The organism is Ensifer sp. ENS10 (assembly GCF_014852025.1).
Taxonomy (GTDB): Bacteria; Pseudomonadota; Alphaproteobacteria; order Rhizobiales; family Rhizobiaceae; genus Ensifer.
The window spans coordinates 1,259,660-1,279,587 of sequence record NZ_JACVAS010000002.1; the positions used below are offsets into that span (position 1 = coordinate 1,259,660).

Here is a 19,928-nt window from a genome sequence, read left to right on the forward strand (position 1 = left end):
GGATGCGGGCGGAAAGCCGCACATGTTTTCCTCACCCCGCTCCGATGCAGAACGCAACAGCCGTCATGATGGGTCCGTGCGCGGCCGATGTCCAACAGCACCAGAGGGATAGAGACAAAAAAGCCGGGGACGAATCCCCGGCTTGTCGTTCGGACCAGACTGTTAGACCAGCGGCTTCAGCCGTGCCTCGATCTGGGCGCGCTTCGGCTCCAGGAACGGCGGCAGCGACAGGCTCTCGCCGAGCGTTTCCATCGGCTCGTCGACGGCGAAGCCGGGACCATCGGTCGCGATCTCGAAGAGAACGCCATTCGGCTCGCGGAAATAGAGCGAGCGGAAATAGAAGCGTTCGACCTCGCCGCTCGACGGCAGGCGGAAGCCATTGAGACGTTCGGTCCATTCCGTCAGCGCCGCATTGTCGGGCGCCCGGAAGGCGACGTGATGCACCGCACCGGCCCCCTGCCGGGCAATCGGCAGACCCGGCTGGACCGCGACATGCAGTTCCGCCGCTGGTCCCCCTTCGCCCATCGTGAAGACATGGACTTCGCCTTCACCATCCGGCGACGGATAGGTGCGCGCCGCGCTCATGTTCATCACATGGGTCAGGACCAGTTCTGTGTTGGTGATGTCGGGCACGCTGATCGTGATCGGGCCGAGGCCCTTGATCTGGTGCTCGGCCGCAACCGGGCTCTTTTCCCAAGGATGCGAGGGCTGAAGTCCGCCGTCGTCGATCAGCCGGAAGCGCTGGCCTTCGCCGTCCTCGAAATCAAGCGACAGGCGTCCGTCGATTTCGGAGACTTCGCCGACCGCTACCTTCAGCTCGTCGAAACGACGCTTCCACCAGCGTACGCTCTCGGCGCTGCCGACCCTCAGGCCCGTGCGCGAAATGCTGTGCGTGCCGCGGCCCTGGGGCCCGACCGGCCAATCGAAGAAGGTCAGGTCGGTTCCGGGCGTGGCACGGCCGTCAGCGTAGAAAAGGTGATAGGCGGTGGTATCGTCCTGATTGACGGTCTTCTTGACCAGCCGCAGACCAAGCGTCTCGGTATAGAAGCGCAGGTTCTCCGGCGCGTTCGCGGTGATCGCCGTCAGGTGATGGATCCCAGTCAGTTGCAAGCTCATGATTGCCTCCAAAGCGTGGCATTTCTGTTGAGCACCATATGGGATGTCGGATCGTTTCCGACAGTGGATCAATAAAGAACGGAACGTTCCCTCACGGTGAACAATCACCCCCGCATCGTCGCTGAAAAAGCACCTAGTTCATGGTTGCCACCAGCGAGATCGGGCGCAACCCGCACACCCTCAACGCCGATTGAGATCGCCGAGATAGGTGTTTTCAAGGCGGGAGATTGCATAGGCCCGCGGGTCGATCTCGACCAGCAGCATGGTTTCCTGCCCCGGGCCCGCCTTGGCAAGCACCTGTCCGTCGGGTGCCGCAATGCGCGACAGGCCGGCAAAGGAAAACAGCGGGTCCGAGCCGTGATGATTGATGTAGGCGACGAAGACCTGGTTCTCGAAGGCGCGCGTCTGGATCATGTGCTCGGCGATGAAGTCGCCGGACCAGCCGGCCGGCAGCGCCGTCGGCACCAGAACCGCTTCGGCACCGGCCAGCGCCAGTCGCCGGACGTTCTCCGGAAACTCGACGTCGTAGCAGATCAGCATGCCGCAGGTGACGCCACGGTGCACGAAGAGCCGGGTCGACGGTTCCGGCGCCCGGAAGATCGCGCGCTCGTAATCGCCGTAGAGATGGGACTTGCGGTAGATGACCGGTGTTGCCTCGCCGCAGACGTAGACGGCGCTGTTGTAGACGTCGTTGCCGTCGCGCTCGGCAAAGCCGGCGATGATCGCAATGCCGGTCTCCGCCGATATCGCCTTGAGACGCTGAACGATCGCACCGTCTGCGGGCTCGGCGAGCGCCGTCAGCGCCTCACCGGCGCCATAACCGGTGACGCCGAGCTCCGGCGTCAGCAACAGCGTCGCGCCTTCGGCCGCAGCATCCTTGGCGGCGCGCGCGATGCGGTCGAGATTGGCGACGACGTCACCCGCCGCCGACTGCATCTGGAGAGCGGCGAGCTTCATCATTTTCCATCCGACGACATGGCACCGAGCAGCTTCGGCAGGTCGCCGAAGCGGGCGACGAGACCGAAGATCACCGCAGCCGTCGTGACGAAGAGAACCGTCACCGAAGCCATGGTCGGCGTGTAGCCGTAGCGAAGCGCGTTGAAGATCTTGATCGGCAGCGTTTCCACGGTAAAGCCGACCGTCATGTAGGCAACGATGTATTCGTTGAGCGACAGCACGAAGGCGAAAGCATAGCCGGAGACGATATAGGGCAGGATCAGCGGCAGCACGACGGTGCGGAAGATCGTGCGCTCGTCGGCCCCCATGGTCGAGGCTGCCTCGACCAGCGAACGGTCGATCGAGGTAAAGCCGAGAGAAAGGGTCACCAGCGGCAGCGTCACGAAGAAGATCGCGTGGCTGACCACGGCCGTCCAGGGTTGGCCATAAAAGCCGACCGTTGCCCAGAAGGTGAGCATGCCGAGCGCGGTAATGACCGGCGGCAGCGTGAAGGGGGCGACGCCGAGAAGCTGGAAGATGTTCGCCCAGGGCGCGATACGCCGCCACAGAAACCAGGAGAGCGGGAGCGCGATCGCAACCGCAAGCGCTGCCGAAAGCACCGCCAGCGTCACCGAGGCAAAAAGGGCGTTCCGCCATTCCGGATTGAGGAAGATCTCGCCGTACCAGGAGAGCGAAAAGCCCTGGGGTGGAAAGGCGAGCGTCTGCTTCTGATTGACCGAGACGCCGGCAACGACGATCAGCGGCAACGACAGGAACAGGCCAATCAGGAAGAAATAGGCCTTGCGGAAGATCGAGGTCATGCCGCTTCTCCCTTGCGTCCGGCAATCACGGTGAGTGCCACGAGCCCGAGCGTCACCAGCACGAGGAAAACGGCCATGGCGGCGGCGAACGGCATGTTCGACTGGTAGATCGCCTGGTCGGTGATCAGCACCGACAACGTCCAGTGCTGCGGCCGGCCGAGAAGCTGCGGCAACAGATAGGAGCCCAGCGCGAAGATGAAGACCATGATCAAGGTGGCTGTGATGGTGTTGCGAAGAGCCGGCACGACCACCGTGAAGAAGGCTTTCAGCGGCGAGGCGCCGAGCGTGCGCGCCGCTTCCGTCAGGGTCGGATCGAGGCGCACGAGCGCCGGGAAAAGCACCAGCACCGTATAGGGGAAGGCCTGGTAGACCATGCCGGTCAGCACCGCGCCGAAGCTCGGCGTCAATGCCTTGGCCTCGGCCATGATGCCGAGCGCGACCAGGATATTGGTGATGCCGGCGGTGCGCGAAAACAGCGTCGACCAGGCAAAGCCGATGATGACTTCCGACAGCGACAGGATCGAGAGAAGCGCCACCAGCCAGACGACCTGCACCTTCCGCGCCATGCGCGTCAGCATGTAGGTGAAGGGCAAGGCGAGCACGACGCAGCAGATCGCCACGATGATGGCGAGCATCAGCGAGAAGCCGAGCACGCCGCCGAAGAAGACCGAGAGGAAGCGGGCGTAATTGTCGAAGACGAACGCCGGCGTATAGAAGCCGCCCTGCTGGCGCTGGAAGAAGCTGACGGCGATCATCGTGCCGAAGGGCACGACGAAGAAGATCGTGAGCATCGCCGCAGGAAAGAGAAGCGGCAGGTAGTCACCAAGGGTCTGGGGCGGTTCGCGTCTCATTTCTTCAGCACCACGCAGACATCGGGGGTGAGCGCGATGCCGACCTCCTGGCCGACGGTGACCTCCGGTCGCTCACGCGGGGTGGAGACGGCGACGATCTGGTGTCCGGCAACATCGACGAAGGTTTCGATCGTGCCGCCGAGATCACGCACGAAGGTGACCTTGCCAGTGAGCGCGCCGGCGCTAGGGGCAGTCAGGTGCACGTCTTCCGGGCGCACCGACAGGGTGCCCTTGGCGGCACCGGCCGGCAATTCAAGGCCGGGGATCGCCTGGCCGAGAACGACGGCGCGGCCAGAGCTGTCGCCCGCAACATCGAGCAGGTTCGTCTGGCCGATGAAGTCGGCGACGAAGCTGTCGGCCGGACGGCGGTAGATCTCGATCGGCGACGCGGCCTGGCGGATTTCGCCACCGCTCATGACGACGACGGTGTCGGCCATGGTCATTGCTTCGCGCTGGTCGTGGGTGACGACGATGGTGGTGATGCCGAGCTTCTGCTGAAGCTGGCGAAGTTCCACCTGCATCGCCTCGCGCAGTTTGGCGTCGAGCGCCGAAAGCGGCTCGTCGAGCAGGAACAGTTTCGGCGAGATCGACAGCGCCCGGGCGATCGCCACGCGCTGGCGCTGGCCGCCGGAGAGCTTGGCGACCGGCCGGTCGGCGTAACCCGTCAGATGGATCATCGCCAGCAGTTCGTCGACCCGCTTCTTCTGGTCTTCCTTTGCCGCACCGCGGATGCGCAAGGGATAGGCGATGTTTTCGCCGACGGTCAGATGCGGGAACAGCGCCAGCGACTGGAACACCATGCCGAGATTGCGCTTGTGCGTCGGAACCTGGGTGATGTCCTCGCCGTCGAGCCGGATCGCCCCGCCGGTCGGCAGGTCGAGACCGGCGATCATCCTGAGGAGTGTGGTCTTGCCGCAGCCGGAAGGTCCGAGCATGCAGACGAAGGTGCCGTGCGGCACCGTCAGGTCGACATTGTTGACGGCCCTGAAGGTTCCGAATTCCTTGACGACGTTTTGAAGGGCAAGTCCGGACATTGTTTCTCCGCGAGGATGGTCCCCTCCACCTCATGGGAGGGTTTCGGGCGGGGAGCGGCCGCAAGGCCTCTCCCCGTCGTTAGGTCGGTGGTTCTCCCCGATGACCGGGGAGCAGGCAGGATCAGCCGACGATCAGCTCGGTCCACTTCTGATTCAGCCAATCCGACTTCGTCTGGTAGAGATCGTAGCGCGGAACGATCGGCTCGATGTCGGACGAAACCGCTGCGAATTCCTTATCGGTGAGATCCGTGACTTCGCGCTTGACGGTCGGCGACGTCCCGACCTTACGCGACAGCGTCGCCTGGATCGAGGGCTGGCACATATAGTCGATGAAGATATGGGCCTCTTCCGACTTCTGCGAGGCACGCGACAGCGCCCAGCAACCGGAATCCTGAATGCCGCCTTCCTTCGGGAAGGTCGAACGAACAGGATGGCCGTCGGCGGCGGCAAGGCCGGTCACGTCGTGATAGTACTGGCCCATCGGGATTTCGCCCGACTTCAGCGACTGCTCGAACTGCGCCTCGTCGCGGTACCACAGGCGGACGTTCGGCTTCACTTCTGCGAGCTTCTCGAACGCCTTAAGCAGGCCCTCTTCCGTGTCGAGCGCGTTGGTGCCGCCCATGAAGGTCTTGGCCGTCACTTCGAGCAGGAACGAGTTGGAAACGAGTGCTAGAAGGCCGAGCTTGTCGGCATTCGCCGGATCCCAGAAGGCGGACCAGGAAGTCGGCGCTTCCTTGTAGACGTCGGTGTTGGTCACCAGCGTGATGTACCACGAGACGGCGCCGATGCCGGCAATGCGGCCATCCGGGTATTTATTGACGAAGCGATCGAGCAGGTCCGACGCGTTCTTGATCTTCGCCGTATCGATCGGCGTCCAGAGATCGGTCGACTGGCCTTTCAGCATTGCCACCTGCGACATCATCGAGACGTCGGCCGGCGCCTGGCCGGCGCGGGCGGCCTGTTCGAGCTGGACCAGCCAGGCTTCACCGGTCGGCTCGGCGATCGATTCGACCGCAATGCCGGTCGCCTTGGTGAATTCTGGGAAGATGTTCTTGTCGAACGAATCCTTGAAGTAGCCGCCATAGACGCCGACCTTCAGCGACTTGTCCTGCGCCCGCAGGATCGACGGCATCGCCAGCATGGAAGCGCCGGCAAAACCGGCGCCAAGCAGCGTGCGGCGCTTGATGGGAGTGGTGATCATTCTCGTTCTCCTTTTTTGTTTCGGCGTTGCCCGCCTCGTTCCCTGTTGTATTTGATTCCTTACATGTTTTCAGTCCGGGGCGCGATCAGGAGGCGCCCCAAAATCCGTGGCCTAGTGCGCCGGCGCCCTCCGCTCGAGCATGCGCGCATATTGCGTCAGCGGATAACACAGCACGAAGAAGATCACCGCAACCAGCCCATAGACCGTGAAAGGTTCGAAGGTTGCATTATTGATCGCATTGGCGGTTCTGAGAAGCTCCTCGAAGCCGATGATCGAGGTGAGCGCCGTGCTCTTGATGAGCTGCACGAGGAAGCCGACCGCCGCCGGCCGGGTGATGGCAAAGGCCTGCGGCAGGATGACGAGGCGTAGCTCCTGCAGGCGATGCAGCCCGAGACTGGCGCCGGCATCCCATTGCCCGCGCGGCAGCGCTTCCACGCCGCCACGCCAGATCTCGGCGAGATAGGCGCTGGCATAGAAGGTCAGCCCGAGTGCGGCTGCCGTCCAGGGTTCGATGCGGAAGCCCAGCATCGGCAGACCGAAGAACATCAGAAAGAGCTGCATCAGGAGCGGCGTGCCCTGGAAGAGCGCGATGTAGCCGGAACCGAAGCGGCGCAGCCACGGACGTTCGGAGATGCGGGCCGCGAGGATCGCCAGTCCCACAGCGGCACCGCCGGCGAAGGCGACGGCCGACAGAAGAGCGGTCCAGCGGGTGGCGAAGATCAGGTTGCGCAGGATGTCCCAGAAGGTGAATTCGATCATGACACGCCGGCTCCCAGCACACGCCGGCCGCCGGCAACGAAGAGCCGCCGGACGGCCATCGAGAGGGCGAGGTAAATCAGCGTGACGACGAAATAGGTCTCGAACGAGCGGAAGGTACGCGCCTGCAGGAGATCCGCTTCGTGCGCCAGTTCCCGCACCGCGATCTGCGAGACGACCGCCGATTCCAGCATCATGATGATGACCTGGCTGGTGAGCGCCGGGAAGATCACCTTCAGCGCCTGCGGCAGGATGATCTTGATGAAGACCTGTCGCGGTTTCAGCCCGAGCGCAAATGCCGCCTCGCTCTGCCCCTTCGGCACCGCATCGAGCCCGGCCCCGACGATCTCGGTCGTATAGGCGGCCATGTTGAGCGTCATCGCCACGATCGCCGCGACGATCGGGTCGAGGCGGATACCGAGGCTCGGCAGGCCGAAATAGATGAAGAACAACTGCACCAGAAACGGCGTGTTCCTGACGACTTCGACATAGACGGCCACGGCCTTGCGTAGCACGGCATAGCGGCTGCGGCGGGCGGCCGCGAAGAGAATGCTGATCAGGATGCCGAGCACCGTCGTGCAGGCGATCAGAAACACGGTCATAGCCGCGCCATGGGCGATTGCGCCCGCGGCGTCCTTGAGCCAACCGAAGCTGAGGCCGTAGCCCATCGTCGCAACCTTTCGAACAGGTCCGCGAGAAGCAGGGCTCCTCGCGGCCATCAGGCTCTAATTAGTCCTTGAGGTTGTCGGGGTTGAGCGGCGTCTTCAGCCAGGACTCGGAACTCGCGTTCAGCTTGCCATCGGCAAGCATCTTGGCGACCACGTCGTTGACCGCCTTCTTCAGGCCGTCTTCGTTCTTGTTGAGGCCGATATGCGACGGCGAAGTCAGAAGCTGGAACTTCTGCTCCGGCTTCAGCGCCTCCTGGCGCGCCAGCACCTGGGCGCCGACGTCGTTGCCGACGACCATCAGCTGGGCCTGGCCGGAGATGAAGGCCTGGATCACGGCATTGTAGTTGTCGAAGCGCTGAATGTCGGCGTTGGCGGGAGCCGCCTCGGTGAGCGAGGTGTCCTCGAGCGTGCCGCGGTTGACGGCAATGGTCTTCTCGGCAAGGTCTTCCTTACCGGCGACCTTGAGCTCGGCCGGACCGATGACGGCGATGTAGTAAGGTGCGTAGGCGGCGGCGAAGTCGATCACCTCGGCGCGTTCCTTGGAGAAGCCGACGCTCATCAGGATGTCAACGCGCTTGTCGTTGAGATAGGGAATGCGGTTCTGGCCGGTGACGCTGACGAGGTTGAGCTTGACGCCGAGGTCGTCGGCGATCTGCTGGGCGACATCGACGTCATAGCCCTTGATGCTCATGTCGGCGCTGGCCGAGGAGAAGGGCGGGAAGTCGGAGAAGATGCCGACATTGATCTGGCCGGCGGACTTGATATCGGCAAGCGCATCGGCCTTGGCGATGCCGGCGGCCGCACCGAGCATCAGGGCGGCAGCGAATGCTGTCTTCAGTTTTGCATGGATCGTCATGGTTATTCCCCTACCCGGAAGCTTTGTGATTGTGCAGTCTGGTGGTCGGCCGCCGTTTCCGGTCCGGCAGCCGACAAACGTTTGTGTCAGGCGGACTTGCCGGTAATGGCCGGGCTATAGACCATCAGGCTCAAAATCTCGAAGAGCACCTGCGCGCCGGCATGGGCCGTGTTGGTCGTCGAATCGTATTGCGGCGCCACTTCGACGACGTCGCCGCCGACGAGGTTGATGCCCTTGAGGCCGCGGATCAGTTCCAGTACCTCGCGGGTCGTGAGACCGCCCACTTCCGGTGTGCCGGTGCCCGGCGCAAAGCTCGGATCGAGGCTGTCGATGTCGAAGGAGAGATAGGTCGGGCCGTCGCCGACGATCTTCTTCGCCTTCTCGATGATCGCGGGAATGCCGAGGCCGGTCACTTCTTCGGCGTGGACGACGGTCATGCCGGACTCGTAGGAGAACTCCCAGAGATATTCGGCCGAGCCGCGGATACCGATCTGCACGACGCGGGTCGGATCGAGCACGCCGTCGAGCACGGCGTTGCGGAACGGACCGCCATGGTGGAACTTGGTAAGATCGTAGGCGCCGCCGGTGTCGCAATGGGCGTCGATGTGGATCATGCCGACCGGACGCTTCTTGCCGACCGCCTTCAGGATCGGATGGGTGATCGAATGGTCGCCGCCGACCGAGAGCGGAAGAACGCCGGCATCAACGATCTGGTTGATGCGCTTTTCGATATCCTCATGGCTGAGCTCCAGCCGGTAGCGGCTCTGGAACGGTACGTCACCGATATCGGCGACACGCAGTTCCTGCACCGGCGTGCAGCCGAGCACATGGTTATAGGGACCGATGCGCTCGATCGAACGTAGCGCCCGCGGTCCAAAGCGGGAGCCCGGGCGGTTGGTGACGCCGAGGTCCATGGGAATGCCGACGATCGCCACCTGAAGGTTGCCGAAATCCGGGTTTTCCGCATCGACCGGCATGTGCGGCGCGGTCAGGAAGGTCGGGATGCCGGAATAGGGAGCAAGGCGCGTGCCGCTCTTGTTGAAGATCTTGTCGGCAACCTTGCGGAAGGTGGGGTCGAACAGCTCGCCGCCATGGCTTTCGCCGTATTTCGCCTTCAGTTCGGCAAGCTTGTTGTCGTCCCAGGCCATCGGTTCAATCCTCCGTCATCCATAGCCCGAGGCATGCGCGCGAGGCGCCACAGAATTTTGTCTGCGGATGGGGCCGGCTCATCCGGCGCGATCATGTTCCCCAGGCTTTTTCGCCTTTGTTGACGATTATTAGGCGGCAATTCCCCTAGAAAATCAATTGACATTGTTATAGCGTTTCGTGTGAGAAAAATTCACATAACAGCAATTGCCGGAACCGCTCGATTTGTCCAGCCGCCTGCCGCCCTTGAACCCTTTGCGAGCCTTCGAAGCGACGGCGCGACGGGGCTCCGTATCGGCTGCCGCGCGTGAGCTGAACGTCACTCACGGTGCGATCAGCCACCAGATCCGCGCGCTTGAACTCTCGGTCAAGGCGGCCCTCTTTGAACGGGGCGGCAAGCGGCTGAAGCTGACGCCGCAGGGCGCGCTGCTCCTGCCGGCCGTCACCCATGCCTTTGCCGAGATCGCCGCGGCGACGGCGGCGATGACGCGTCCGACGACGAGCGGCGAACTGCGCATTACCTGCGTTCCCGCACTTCTCTCCTTCTGGCTGATCCCGCGGCTGCATCTCTTCACCGAACAGTATCCGGACGTGCGCCTGACGCTGATCGCTTCCAATGACGAGGCCTATCTGCATTCGCCCGATGTCGACGTCTGCCTGATCTATGGCGACGGCAACTGGTCGGGCGCGTGGGCGAAGCTTTGGAGTCGGCTGGAGCTTTTTCCGGTCGTGAGCCCGACACTGCTCAACATGCGGCCGCTGCGCTCCGTGCGGGATCTGCGCGACCACGTGATGCTGCATGGCGACGACGGCCGCGAGTGGAACACCTGGCTCGCCGCAGCCGATGCCAGTGACCTGCAGCGCGGGCGGCAGCATTTCATGAGCGATGCGCGGCTCTCGACCGAAGCCGCGCTGCACAATCAGGGCGTGGCACTCGGCGACACTATCACCGCCGGCAGCCTGATCGCGCGCGGCGAACTGATCGCCCCCTTCGACCTGACCGTGCCTGCCAACGACGCCTTCTTCGTCGCCTGCCGCAACGAGGTGCTGGCCGCCCCGATCGTGCGCATCTTCATCGACTGGATGTTTTCGACGCTCGAAAGCGACCCTATGCCGGAACTGCAGACTTCGGCCCGCACGATTATTCGCAGCCGGGCCTCGAAATTGGAGCCAACAGATCGTAAATCGGGCAAGGACAGCTTTCAGCCGGTCTCGGCGCCGAGCCGCGCCCGCCGCGCCGATCGCCCGCAGAAACGTAAAGCCAAGGCCTGAGGCAGGATGAGGAAAATGTACGCGGTTTTCCGCCCGCATCCTGCTTCAAACCATCGTGATCTAACGCAGGAACACCCGCCATGCCGCATTTCAACCCGCTCGTCGAAAAGCTCTCGCCGCCGCCCGTGCCCTCGGTGCTGGCCTGGGCGAAGTCCTACGACGGCTCCCGTGGCCCGCTGATCGACCTGTCGCAGGCCGTGCCCGGCTATCCTGCGCATCCGGATATGCTGGCATGGCTCGGCGAGACCGCCGCCTCCACCGCCTATACCGGCTATGGCGCGATCGAGGGCGAAGCAGTGCTGCGCGAAGCCTATGCGGCTCATGTCGCCGGGCTCTATGGCGCGGCGGTGACGGCCGACAACATTCACATCACCTCGGGCTGCAACCAGGCCTTCATCTGCACGGCGATGGCGATTGCCGGCGCGGGCGATACGATCCTGATGACCAACCCCTACTACTTCAACCAGGAAACCACGCTTTCGATGCTCGGCATCAATGTCGAGCTCGTACCCTGCGACGCCGGTGCCGGCTTCCTGCCCGAGGTCGACGCGATTTCTGCAGTGCTTCGCCCCGGCATCCGGGCACTTGCGCTGGTCTCGCCCAACAACCCGACCGGCGCCGTCTATCCGCCGGAGCTGCTCGCCCGCATCCACGAGGCCTGCCGCGCCAAGGGTGTCTGGCTGATCCTCGACGAGACCTATCGCGACTTCCTGCCCGACGCGTCCGTCGCGCCGCACGGCCTGCTTTCGAGCGAAGGCTGGCAGGAGAGCTTCATCGGCCTCTACAGCTTCTCCAAGTCCTTCTGCATACCCGGCCATCGCCTCGGTGCCATCACCGCCGGCCCTGCTGTCATCGAGCAGGTGACGAAGATCATGGACAACCTGCAGATCTGCGCGCCGCGCTCGGCCCAGGCCGCCGTCGCCAAGGCCATCCCCGCGCTTGCCGACTGGCGCCAGGCCAACCGCGCCGAGATTGCCGCGCGCGCCGATGCGCTGCGCGATGTCATGAGCCGGTTGCCGAAATGGAAGCTGCAGGCGGTCGGCGCCTATTTCGCCTACGTCCGCCACCCCTTCCCCGATATCGACTCACAGTTCATTGCCGAGAAGCTCGCAAAGCTCGCCGGCGTCGTCTGCCTACCGGGCGATTATTTCGGCGAAGGCCAAGAGAACTACCTGCGCTTCGCCTTTGCCAATGCGGACGCCGAGACGATCCGCAAGCTCGAAGAGCGGCTGGCAAATTTCACACCGCCGGGCCTCTAAGAAGTCAGCAGAAAGCGCGCGGCGTTATCCGCGCCGCGCAATGAGGATGCCGATCAATACGATCGCCCCGCCGATCGCCTGCATCAGGCCGACCGGCTCGGCAAGCAGTATCCAGGCGAGGATCGCCGCCACCACCGGCTGCAAGAGCAGGGTTAGCGACGAAAAAGCAGGCGGCAGATACGCGAGCGCATAGGTGATCGCCACCTGCCCGCCGGCATGGCTGACGAAGGCGAGTCCGAAGAGCATCGCCCAGCCGAAGGCCGTCACCGGGAACAGCGACTGTTCGAAGACAACCGCCATCGGCAGCATGCAGATCGCCGCCGAAGCGGTGCTCCAGATCATGATGCGCACGGTGCCAAAGAGGCTGCGCAGCCGGCCGATCGCCAGGATATAGCCGGCATAGAACATCGCCGCGACGACGGCGACGCCGTCGCCGACGAGGTTGCCCTCGCCCAGCGCCATCGGGCCACCCTTGAGGGTCACCACCCCGGCAACGGCCGTCACGAGGCCAATGACGGAGACGGTGCTAATACGCGCCCGAAACAGAAGCCAGCTTGCGAGCGTCACGAAGACCGGCGCGAGGTTGGCAAGCAGCGTGGCATTGGCGACCGACGTCTTGGTCAGCGCATAGTGCCAGGCCGCAAGATCGATCGCGAGAAACACGCCGGGCAGAATGAGCAGCGCATATTCCGAGAGCTTTTGCGGGCGCCGGTCATTGGCACTCTCCCCGCGAAACCACGACCACGCGAGCAGCGGGATCAGCGCCAGCGCCACCCGCCAGAAAGCGGTCGCCATCGGCCCCACCTCCGACAGCCGCACGAAGATCGGCGAACCGCCGATTGCAGCGCCGCCGATGAGGAGTGCCGCCATGGCAACGCGATTGTGGGCTGTGGAATGCGATGCGTGGGTCACGGGAGATATCCGGAAGGGGCTTGGTAGCCAGAGGCAAGAGGCCCTGAGCGCTTCGCAGCTATCAGATGGGCGCGGCCGGCGACAACCCCTGCTACCACAAAGCCCGAAAGAAAAAACGGCCGCCGCTGGATGCGACGGCCGATTTTCAATGCGTGGCGCTCCACCGCCGCTCAGGCAGCGTCCGGAACGTGCACGGTCTTCACTTCGAGGAAGTCCTCAAGACCGAACATGCCGCCCTCACGACCATTGCCCGACTGCTTGTAGCCGCCGAATGGGCTGCCGTAGCGGTGCGGTCCGCCATTGATATGCACCATCCCGGCCCGCAGGCGTGCAGCGACGCGCTCCGCCCGCTTCGGGTCGCCCGTCTGCACATAGGCGGCGAGACCGTAATTGGTGTCGTTGGCAACGGCGATCGCTTCCTCCTCGGTGTCGAAGGGGATGATCGCAAGCACCGGCCCGAAGACCTCCTCACGGGCGATGCGCATGTCATTGTTGACGTCGGCAAAGATCGTCGGCTTGACGAAGTAGCCGGTCTCGAAGCCCTCCGGCTTGCCGGCACCGCCGACGAGCAGACGCGCGCCCTCGGCAATGCCCGCCTCGATCAGCGCCTGCACCCGGCCAAACTGGACGTGGCTGACGAGCGGGCCGATATGGCTGCCTTCCTTGGTCGGATCGCCCACATTTGCCTCGCGGCCGACGCGCTTGGCGATCTCGACCACCTGGTCGTAGACGCTGCGCTCGACCAGCATGCGGGTCGGCGCGTCGCAGGATTGGCCGGAATTGTTGAAGCATTCGAGCACACTGCCGGTCACGCGATCTTCGAGATCGGCATCGGCAAAGACGATGTTCGGCGACTTGCCGCCAAGTTCCAGCGTCACGCGTTTGACGGTCTCGGCCGCATCCTTGCTGACGGCGATGCCCGCGCGCGTCGAGCCGGTGAACGACATCATGTCGATGTCGCGGTGCTTGGAAAGGGCAGCACCCGCATTGATACCGTCGCCGTTGACGAGGTTGAAGACGCCGGCGGGGAAGCCCGCCTCATCGATCATCTCGGCATAGAGCATGGCGTTGAGTGGCGTGAATTCGCTCGGCTTCAAGACGCAGGTCGAACCGGTCGCAAGCGCCGGCACCACCTTCAGCGCGATCTGGTTGATCGGCCAGTTCCACGGCGTGATCAGGCCGCAGACGCCGATCGGCTCGCGCAGGATCACGTCGCCGTTCGGCAGCCGGTCGCGGGTCTTCAGGCGCTTCAGCGCATCGATGAAGCCTTGCAGGTGGCCGACGCCGACATCGGCCTGCTGCTCGCGGGTCATGGTCTTCGGCGCGCCGAGTTCCATGGTGATGGTGTCGACCATCTCGTCATAACGGCGCGTGTAGACGGCGAGCAGTTTTTCGAGCAGCGCCAGCCGTTCTTCGACGCTTGTCTGGCTATAGGTGACAAAGGCCTTCTTGGCGGCGGCCACGGCCCGGTCAATGTCTTCGGCCGTGCCCATCGAGATCACCGCAACAGGCTTTTCCGTCGCCGGGTTCAGGACCTCGAGGTCGTTGGCGACGATGGGATCCACCCAGGCGCCATTGATGTAGAACTTGCGTTTGTCGAGCATTCGCTCCTCCTTCCCGTCAGTTTGTCTTTTGTTTTTCAGCAAGCCAGTCGCGGATAAGCGCTCTGTAACGCTCGCCGGAAAAGCTCGGAAAATGTCCGCCGTGAACGATACGCGCGGGTACCTTCAGCAGCCGTTCCATCGACGCCAGGTAGTCGTCGGCATTGGAATGATAGGTGTCCTCGATCAGCGGCCCATCGTAGACGATGTCGCCGGAGAACATGATGCCGGTCTTCGCCTCGAAGAGCGCGATACCGCCGGGCGAATGGCCAGGCGTATGGATCACGTCGAAGACCCGGTCGCCGAGATCGATATGATCGCCGTCTTCCAAAAGCCGCGTCGCCGGCGCCGCCTTCACCGCGTAGGTGGTGGAGGCATAGGGTTCGGGCGGCAGCGCGTCAAAGATCTCGTCGGCGACGTAAGGGTCGGCGAGCGTGTTCTTGCGCGTCGGATGGGCGAGAAGCTGCGCTTCCGCCGCGTGCACGCAGCGGCAGTCGAACTCGTGATGGCAGCCGATATGGTCGAAGTGGGTGTGGCTGGCGACGGCGGTCAGCGGACGCTCGGTGACGAGCGGCACCCATTCCCTCAGCGACACCACGCCCATGCCGCTATCAACAAGCATGTCGCGGTCGCGGCCGCGCACGTGCCAGATGTTGCAGCGATAGAACTCCTGGATGTAGGGCTCGTCGATGGCGGTGACGCCGTCGTCGAGCCGCCGCACGCGATACCAGTCCTTGGGGGCAATTCTCTGCATGGTGCTACGCATGTCCGCCTGTGGCGGGCAAGGCTACGACGTCGGCAGCGCGCACTGCAAGTGGCACGATCTCGCCTTCGCGCACGCTTGCCGATTGCGGCAGATGCGCCACCAGCGCCCTGGTATCCGTGGCACAGGGCTGCAGATGGCAGCGATAATGGGTGCCGAAAAAGGCGCTGCCGGCGACCCGTGCCTCGCCGAGCGCCACGGTCGGTCCTTCCGCCCGGTCGTCGGCGCGGAAATGCTCCGGCCGGATGGTGAGCGTGATGCGGTCACCGGCCTTCGGCGACGATGCCGTGAAATTCTGAGCAGGCAGCGCCAGGCTGCCGAGCGCGGTCTCAACCCGGGCGGAGCTCGCATCCGCCGCCGCAACACGGCCGGAAACGAAGTTGACCTCGCCCATGAAGCCCGCGGAAAACAGCGAACGCGGCCGCATGTAGACCTCCGAGGGCGGGCCGAAATCCTCGATCCGCCCCTGGTTCATCACGACGATGCGGTCGGCGATCGCCATCGCCTCTTCCTGGTCGTGGGTCACGTGCACGAAGGTCGTGCCGACCCGCTTCTGGATCGCCTTCAGTTCGTCCTGCATCTGGCGGCGGAGTTTGAGATCGAGCGCGCCAAGCGGCTCGTCGAGCAGAAGCACATCCGGGTCGACGGCAAGCGCCCGAGCCAGGGCTACACGCTGGCGCTGGCCGCCCGAGAGTTCATGCGGCCTCTTGCCGGCGGACGCCTTTAAGCCCACGAGGTCGAGGAAGCCCAGTGCCTTTTCGTCACGCTCGGCCTTGGCAAGGCCGCGCATTCTGAGGCCGAAGCCGACATTGTCGACGAGGCGCATATGCGGAAACAGCGCATAGTCCTGGAACATCGTCGTCGTCGGGCGCTTAGACGGCGCCACATAGGTCATGTCCTGCCCGCCGATCGTCACCCGACCCGAGCTTGGCGACAGAAAGCCGCCGAGGATCGACAAGAGCGTGGTCTTGCCGCAGCCGGACGGCCCGAGCAGGACGATGAATTCGCCGGCCCGGATGTCGAGGGAGACGTTGTCCAACGCCGTGAAGGCGCCGAAGATCCTGCTGACGTTTTCGATCGTGACGGAAGCGGTCATTGTTTTTTCGTCCTTCCGAACAGGGAAAGCTCAAGGATGAAGAGCACGGCGACGGAGGCGAGAAACACCAGCGAACCGATGGCATTGGTCTTGGGGTTGAGGCCAGAGCGCAGCATGCTCCAGATCTCGACAGGCAGCGTCACGTCGAAGCGCGATAGCAGGAAGGCGATGATGAATTCGTCCCAGCTGAAGGTGACGGAGAGGAAGAAGGCGGCAAGGATCGAGGGCATCAGCATCGGTGCCGTCACCAGCGCCATCACCTTGAAATCGCTGGCGCCAAGGTCACGCGCCGCCCGCTCGATGTTGATGTGATGATCGCCCATCGAGGCGTAGATGATGGCAAAGCAGAGCGGCAGGTTGATCACCACATGGCCGATCCCGACCGTCATCAGCGACAAGGGAACGTGCAGTGCATTGAGCACTGACAGCAGCCCAAGCGCGATGATCAGGTAGCTGACCGTCATCGGCGCGATCAGCAAGCCGCGCTGCAGGGCCGAGCCCGGCAGCTTGTAGCGCGCCAGCGCATAGGCCGCGAGGAAGCCGAGCAGCACCGAGATGACCGAGGAGGCAAGCGCCACGACCATTGAGTTGCCGAGCGCTGCCATCAGCTTGCGGTCGGCGAAAACCGCCTCGTACCACTGCAGCGAAAAGCCGTTGAAGGGCGGCACCGGCAGCCGGCCGTCCTGGAACGAAAAGAGCACCAGCACGGCAACCGGCAGGAAGATGAAGGCGTAGACGAGGACGAGATAGGTCCAGGACAGAACGCTTGCGGAGATCTTGCGCAACATCGTCAGGCCCTCTCGATCTTCAGCCAGCGGGCGCAGGCAACGTAGGCGACGGTGACGGCGAGCATCAGCACGATCGACAGCGCCGCGGCCATCGGGAAATCCGCCCTGCGCCCAAGCTGCAGCATGATGATCTGCGGCAGCACCAGCTCGTTGTTGCCGCCGAGGATCTGCGGCGTGACATAGTCGCCGATGCAGAGCACGAAGGTGAGAAACGCGCCGGTCATGATGCCGGGCAGGGTCAAGGGCAGCACCACGTGCCAGAAGGTCTGGAAGGCATTGGCGCCAAGGTCGGCGGCCGCGCGGCGGTAGTTGGGCGACAGCTGGATCAGGTTGGAATAGATCGTCAGCGTCAAAAGCATGACGAAGAAATGTACGAAGCCGATGACCGTCGCCGTGCGGGTGCTGGCAAGCTCCAGCGGCTCGGAAATCAGCCCGATGTTCATGAACATCTGATTGATCACGCCGTTCTTCGACAGAACCAGCAGCCAGGAATAGGAGCGGACCACGTAGGAGGTCCAGAACGGTAGGATGGCCAGGATCAGCGCCATGCGCTGCAGCCGCTTCGGCACCCGCTCGGCGATGATCCAGGCGAGCGGATAGGCAAGCAGCACCGAGATCACCGTCACGATGACGGTGATTTCCAGCGAATTGACCAGCCCCTGGAACAGCGCGTTCTCGGAGAAGAAGCGCGCGTAGTTGTCGAAGTTCCAGACGCGGACGAGCTCCCGCCCTTCCCGCTTCCAGAGGCTCATCGCCGCCATGAAGGCGAAGGGCACGACGAAGAAGGCGGCGGCCCAGAGCAGCGCCGGGGCAACGAAGCCCCAGGCCTTGCGCCGGTCGGCGTCTTCGAGCGCTGTCGCTGATGTCAGGGTTCCGGCGTCTGCCATGGCTATCCCGGGGCTCAAGGGTTGCGGGGCATGGTTTGCCCTCGTTCGCCGCCAAGGCGGCGTTGATCAGGCGAACGCGATGCCGATCGCATCCGCCCTTGTCGTTACTGCTGCAGCATCTCCGTCCAGGCGTCCTGGAACTGCTGGTCGAGTTCGGCCGACGGGATCGGATAGAGCTGCGTCTTCTTCAGGTATTCGGCCTGCTCGCTGAAGCGCAGCGCCGTCTTCTGCTGGTCGTTCAGGAATTCACCCGCCTTGGCGTTGGCCGGCATCGCCCAGTAGCAGGACGAGGTCGCAAGCCGCGCCTGGCCTTCCGGACTCAAGATGTACTGCACGAATTTCAGCGCCAGATCCTGCTTGGTCGAATCCTTCATGACGCCGATCGATTGCGCCCAGCGCACCGCACCCTGCTCCGGAATGGTCCAGTCGAGGCTCGGCTTGTCGGCCGAGAGAACCGCGGTGATCCACTCGCCGCCGCCGACGAGAATGTCGACTTCACCGGTCGCAAGCGCCGTCTGCGAGGACACGACGTCGCTCACCTGTTTCGACACGGCGCGCATCGCCGCAAGCTTTTCCTTGATCGCCGGCATGTCCGCTTCGGTCAGCTCGGAGGTCTTCTTGCCGAGGCCAAGCCCGACGAGACCGATCATCGGCAGATAGTAGTCATAAAGCGCGATGCGGCCCTTGTACTTGTCCGACCAGATGACCGACAGGTCCTGCATGTCCTTCGGGTCGACCTTGGTCTTGTCGTAGGAAATCGTGTTGTAGCCGAACTTCTCGGTGACGGCGTAGGTCTTCCCGTCCTTGGTGTTGTTGGCCTCCATGCGGACTTCCGGGAAGATGTCGGCGGTCGGCAGCGCATCGGCAGGCATTTCGGCGAGAAGATCGAGATCGATGGCGCGGTGCACATCAACGCCGTCGATGACGAGCACGTCCCAGTCGCCGGGCTGCGATTGGTCGAGGATCGAGAGCCCTGCCCCGGTGCCCTCATAGACCTTGACGTTGACCTTGACGTCATTGGCCTTCTCGAACGGCTCGAGCAGCGCCGGATCGGTGTGGTCGCACCAGACGAGCGCATTGAGCTCTTCCTGGGCGAAGACGGGTGCAGGCGCTGCAACCGCCGACAGCGTGGTGATCGCGATTGCGGCGCTGGAGGAGAGAAACCGGCGCAGGGGCGCACCGTCACGAACTGACTGCATCATGCTGTTGCCCTCATGGTTTTGACGCTCGTTTCGGCGTCTTCAAAAAAAGATTGAATGAATTCATTTTTTAAGTCAATCTCAATTTTGAACCAATTCATAATTCGGGGAAACATCAGATGACGGGACTGCGCGCACGGCAAAAAGCCGATCGGAACCGGCGGATTCTTGACGCCGCCGCCGTGCTTTTTCGCGAAGTCGGCTATGACAGCGCGCGCATCGAGGACATCGCCGAGCGCGCCGAGATCTCGGTCGGGACCTTTTACAACTACTATGAAAACAAGGGCGACATCCTGCTTGCCACCGTGTCGATGGAAGTCGAGGAAGTGCTCACTGCCGGCCGCTCGATCGTCGACAACCCGCCCGCCTCCGTCATGGGTGCCCTGGACGCGCTGATCGGCGAATACTACGACCACTCGCTCTTCTATCTCAGCAAGGAGATGTGGCGCACCGCCATGGCAATTGCCATCCAGCAGCCCGATGGCCCGTTCAGCAAGCGCTATACGGAACTCGACCGCCGGCTCTGCGATCAGATCTCGACCCTGATCCTCAAGCTGAAGGCCAAGGGTGTCGTCGCGCTCGATATCGACGCCGAGGCGGTCGGCGAGATGTTCTTCAACAATCTCAATATGATGTTCACCGAGTTCGCCAAGCGCGAACCAATGACGCTCGACGACCTGAAAGCCCGCGTTTCCCGCCAGAACCGTCCGCTCGCGACACTGATCTCGGCCCGCTGACCATCACAAAAACACGACCGGAGCAAATC

The 19,928-nt window shown here is 63.4% G+C and carries 20 protein-coding genes; 3 read left to right on the forward strand and 17 right to left on the reverse strand.

What is annotated here, in order from left to right:
• Positions 1 to 162 precede the first annotated feature (162 nt).
• The 10 genes from IB265_RS13090 to speB form a co-directional block, all read right to left on the reverse strand.
• A complete protein-coding gene (locus tag IB265_RS13090; protein ID WP_057249010.1) occupies positions 163 to 1,116 on the reverse strand; it encodes a ring-cleaving dioxygenase in 954 nt (317 codons plus the stop codon).
• 180 nt (positions 1,117 to 1,296) lie between these two features.
• On the reverse strand, positions 1,297 to 2,076 hold the full coding sequence (locus IB265_RS13095) for a carbon-nitrogen hydrolase family protein (protein ID WP_057249009.1): 780 nt from the start codon (positions 2,074 to 2,076) through the stop codon (positions 1,297 to 1,299).
• Positions 2,073 to 2,873: an ABC transporter permease gene (locus tag IB265_RS13100; protein WP_057249008.1), complete on the reverse strand. Its 801-nt coding sequence runs from the start codon at positions 2,871 to 2,873 to the stop codon at positions 2,073 to 2,075. Before IB265_RS13100 ends, IB265_RS13095 begins: the two co-directional genes overlap by 4 nt.
• The gene (locus IB265_RS13105; RefSeq protein ID WP_057249007.1) at positions 2,870 to 3,724 is read right to left on the reverse strand and encodes an ABC transporter permease; all 855 of its coding nucleotides are present in this window, start codon (positions 3,722 to 3,724) and stop codon (positions 2,870 to 2,872) included. The genes IB265_RS13100 and IB265_RS13105 overlap by 4 nt, the downstream gene beginning before the upstream one ends.
• Positions 3,721 to 4,758 (reverse strand): ABC transporter ATP-binding protein, encoded by a 1,038-nt coding sequence (locus IB265_RS13110; protein ID WP_057249006.1) that lies wholly within the window; start codon positions 4,756 to 4,758, stop codon positions 3,721 to 3,723. Before IB265_RS13110 ends, IB265_RS13105 begins: the two co-directional genes overlap by 4 nt.
• A gap of 121 nt (positions 4,759 to 4,879) precedes the next feature.
• Complete coding sequence (locus IB265_RS13115; RefSeq protein WP_057249005.1) at positions 4,880 to 5,959, reverse strand: PotD/PotF family extracellular solute-binding protein; 1,080 nt, start codon at positions 5,957 to 5,959, stop codon at positions 4,880 to 4,882.
• 111 nt (positions 5,960 to 6,070) lie between these two features.
• Positions 6,071 to 6,718, reverse strand: coding sequence for an amino acid ABC transporter permease (locus IB265_RS13120; protein ID WP_057249004.1), 648 nt, complete (start codon positions 6,716 to 6,718; stop codon positions 6,071 to 6,073).
• Entirely contained in the window at positions 6,715 to 7,383 is a 669-nt protein-coding gene (locus IB265_RS13125; protein WP_057249003.1) for an amino acid ABC transporter permease, read from the reverse strand. Before IB265_RS13125 ends, IB265_RS13120 begins: the two co-directional genes overlap by 4 nt.
• A 61-nt stretch (positions 7,384 to 7,444) precedes the next feature.
• Positions 7,445 to 8,239: a transporter substrate-binding domain-containing protein gene (locus IB265_RS13130; protein WP_057249002.1), complete on the reverse strand. Its 795-nt coding sequence runs from the start codon at positions 8,237 to 8,239 to the stop codon at positions 7,445 to 7,447.
• A gap of 86 nt (positions 8,240 to 8,325) precedes the next feature.
• Positions 8,326 to 9,387, reverse strand: coding sequence for an agmatinase (gene speB, locus IB265_RS13135; RefSeq protein WP_057249001.1), 1,062 nt, complete (start codon positions 9,385 to 9,387; stop codon positions 8,326 to 8,328).
• Positions 9,388 to 9,610: 223 nt separating this feature from the next.
• Between speB and IB265_RS13140 the strand changes: the two genes are divergently transcribed.
• A complete protein-coding gene (locus IB265_RS13140; RefSeq protein WP_057249123.1) occupies positions 9,611 to 10,657 on the forward strand; it encodes a LysR substrate-binding domain-containing protein in 1,047 nt (348 codons plus the stop codon).
• A gap of 80 nt (positions 10,658 to 10,737) precedes the next feature.
• Entirely contained in the window at positions 10,738 to 11,916 is a 1,179-nt protein-coding gene (locus tag IB265_RS13145) for an aminotransferase (protein WP_057249000.1), read from the forward strand.
• Positions 11,917 to 11,940: 24 nt separating this feature from the next.
• Here IB265_RS13145 and IB265_RS13150 read toward each other — a convergent pair whose 3' ends face one another.
• The 7 genes from IB265_RS13150 to IB265_RS13180 all read right to left on the reverse strand — a co-directional run bounded on the left by IB265_RS13150 (position 11,941) and on the right by IB265_RS13180 (position 19,162).
• Entirely contained in the window at positions 11,941 to 12,786 is an 846-nt protein-coding gene (locus tag IB265_RS13150; RefSeq protein WP_192494824.1) for a DMT family transporter, read from the reverse strand.
• Positions 12,787 to 12,998: 212 nt separating this feature from the next.
• Positions 12,999 to 14,432: an aldehyde dehydrogenase family protein gene (locus IB265_RS13155; RefSeq protein ID WP_057248998.1), complete on the reverse strand. Its 1,434-nt coding sequence runs from the start codon at positions 14,430 to 14,432 to the stop codon at positions 12,999 to 13,001.
• Positions 14,433 to 14,448: 16 nt separating this feature from the next.
• Positions 14,449 to 15,183, reverse strand: a complete 735-nt coding sequence (locus IB265_RS13160) for an MBL fold metallo-hydrolase (protein ID WP_057248997.1) — start codon at positions 15,181 to 15,183, stop codon at positions 14,449 to 14,451.
• A 4-nt stretch (positions 15,184 to 15,187) separates the two neighbouring features.
• Entirely contained in the window at positions 15,188 to 16,288 is a 1,101-nt protein-coding gene (locus IB265_RS13165) for an ABC transporter ATP-binding protein (protein WP_192494811.1), read from the reverse strand.
• On the reverse strand, positions 16,285 to 17,076 hold the full coding sequence (locus tag IB265_RS13170; RefSeq protein ID WP_057248995.1) for an ABC transporter permease: 792 nt from the start codon (positions 17,074 to 17,076) through the stop codon (positions 16,285 to 16,287). Before IB265_RS13170 ends, IB265_RS13165 begins: the two co-directional genes overlap by 4 nt.
• A gap of 2 nt (positions 17,077 to 17,078) precedes the next feature.
• The gene (locus tag IB265_RS13175) at positions 17,079 to 17,963 is read right to left on the reverse strand and encodes an ABC transporter permease (RefSeq protein WP_057248994.1); all 885 of its coding nucleotides are present in this window, start codon (positions 17,961 to 17,963) and stop codon (positions 17,079 to 17,081) included.
• A 104-nt stretch (positions 17,964 to 18,067) separates the two neighbouring features.
• A complete protein-coding gene (locus IB265_RS13180) occupies positions 18,068 to 19,162 on the reverse strand; it encodes a PotD/PotF family extracellular solute-binding protein (protein WP_057249122.1) in 1,095 nt (364 codons plus the stop codon).
• Between the two features lie 119 nt (positions 19,163 to 19,281).
• On the opposite strand from IB265_RS13180, the gene IB265_RS13185 reads away from it, so the two are divergent.
• On the forward strand, positions 19,282 to 19,899 hold the full coding sequence (locus tag IB265_RS13185; protein WP_057248993.1) for a TetR/AcrR family transcriptional regulator: 618 nt from the start codon (positions 19,282 to 19,284) through the stop codon (positions 19,897 to 19,899).
• Positions 19,900 to 19,928 lie beyond the last annotated feature (29 nt).

What these genes read in the sequence shown, in the direction of transcription:
- IB265_RS13090 (WP_057249010.1), bottom strand. Translation starts at nt 1,116, where the DNA reads ATGAGCTTGCAACTGACTGGGATCCATCACCTGACGGCGATCACCGCG.
- IB265_RS13095 (WP_057249009.1), bottom strand. Translation starts at nt 2,076, where the DNA reads ATGATGAAGCTCGCCGCTCTCCAGATGCAGTCGGCGGCGGGTGACGTC.
- IB265_RS13100 (WP_057249008.1), bottom strand. Translation starts at nt 2,873, where the DNA reads ATGACCTCGATCTTCCGCAAGGCCTATTTCTTCCTGATTGGCCTGTTC.
- IB265_RS13105 (WP_057249007.1), bottom strand. Translation starts at nt 3,724, where the DNA reads ATGAGACGCGAACCGCCCCAGACCCTTGGTGACTACCTGCCGCTTCTC.
- IB265_RS13110 (WP_057249006.1), bottom strand. Translation starts at nt 4,758, where the DNA reads ATGTCCGGACTTGCCCTTCAAAACGTCGTCAAGGAATTCGGAACCTTC.
- IB265_RS13115 (WP_057249005.1), bottom strand. Translation starts at nt 5,959, where the DNA reads ATGATCACCACTCCCATCAAGCGCCGCACGCTGCTTGGCGCCGGTTTT.
- IB265_RS13120 (WP_057249004.1), bottom strand. Translation starts at nt 6,718, where the DNA reads ATGATCGAATTCACCTTCTGGGACATCCTGCGCAACCTGATCTTCGCC.
- IB265_RS13125 (WP_057249003.1), bottom strand. Translation starts at nt 7,383, where the DNA reads ATGGGCTACGGCCTCAGCTTCGGTTGGCTCAAGGACGCCGCGGGCGCA.
- IB265_RS13130 (WP_057249002.1), bottom strand. Translation starts at nt 8,239, where the DNA reads ATGACGATCCATGCAAAACTGAAGACAGCATTCGCTGCCGCCCTGATG.
- speB (WP_057249001.1), bottom strand. Translation starts at nt 9,387, where the DNA reads ATGGCCTGGGACGACAACAAGCTTGCCGAACTGAAGGCGAAATACGGC.
- IB265_RS13145 (WP_057249000.1), top strand. Translation starts at nt 10,738, where the DNA reads ATGCCGCATTTCAACCCGCTCGTCGAAAAGCTCTCGCCGCCGCCCGTG.
- IB265_RS13150 (WP_192494824.1), bottom strand. Translation starts at nt 12,786, where the DNA reads ATGGCGGCACTCCTCATCGGCGGCGCTGCAATCGGCGGTTCGCCGATC.
- IB265_RS13155 (WP_057248998.1), bottom strand. Translation starts at nt 14,432, where the DNA reads ATGCTCGACAAACGCAAGTTCTACATCAATGGCGCCTGGGTGGATCCC.
- IB265_RS13160 (WP_057248997.1), bottom strand. Translation starts at nt 15,183, where the DNA reads ATGCAGAGAATTGCCCCCAAGGACTGGTATCGCGTGCGGCGGCTCGAC.
- IB265_RS13165 (WP_192494811.1), bottom strand. Translation starts at nt 16,288, where the DNA reads ATGACCGCTTCCGTCACGATCGAAAACGTCAGCAGGATCTTCGGCGCC.
- IB265_RS13170 (WP_057248995.1), bottom strand. Translation starts at nt 17,076, where the DNA reads ATGTTGCGCAAGATCTCCGCAAGCGTTCTGTCCTGGACCTATCTCGTC.
- IB265_RS13175 (WP_057248994.1), bottom strand. Translation starts at nt 17,963, where the DNA reads ATGGCAGACGCCGGAACCCTGACATCAGCGACAGCGCTCGAAGACGCC.
- IB265_RS13180 (WP_057249122.1), bottom strand. Translation starts at nt 19,162, where the DNA reads ATGCAGTCAGTTCGTGACGGTGCGCCCCTGCGCCGGTTTCTCTCCTCC.
- IB265_RS13185 (WP_057248993.1), top strand. Translation starts at nt 19,282, where the DNA reads ATGACGGGACTGCGCGCACGGCAAAAAGCCGATCGGAACCGGCGGATT.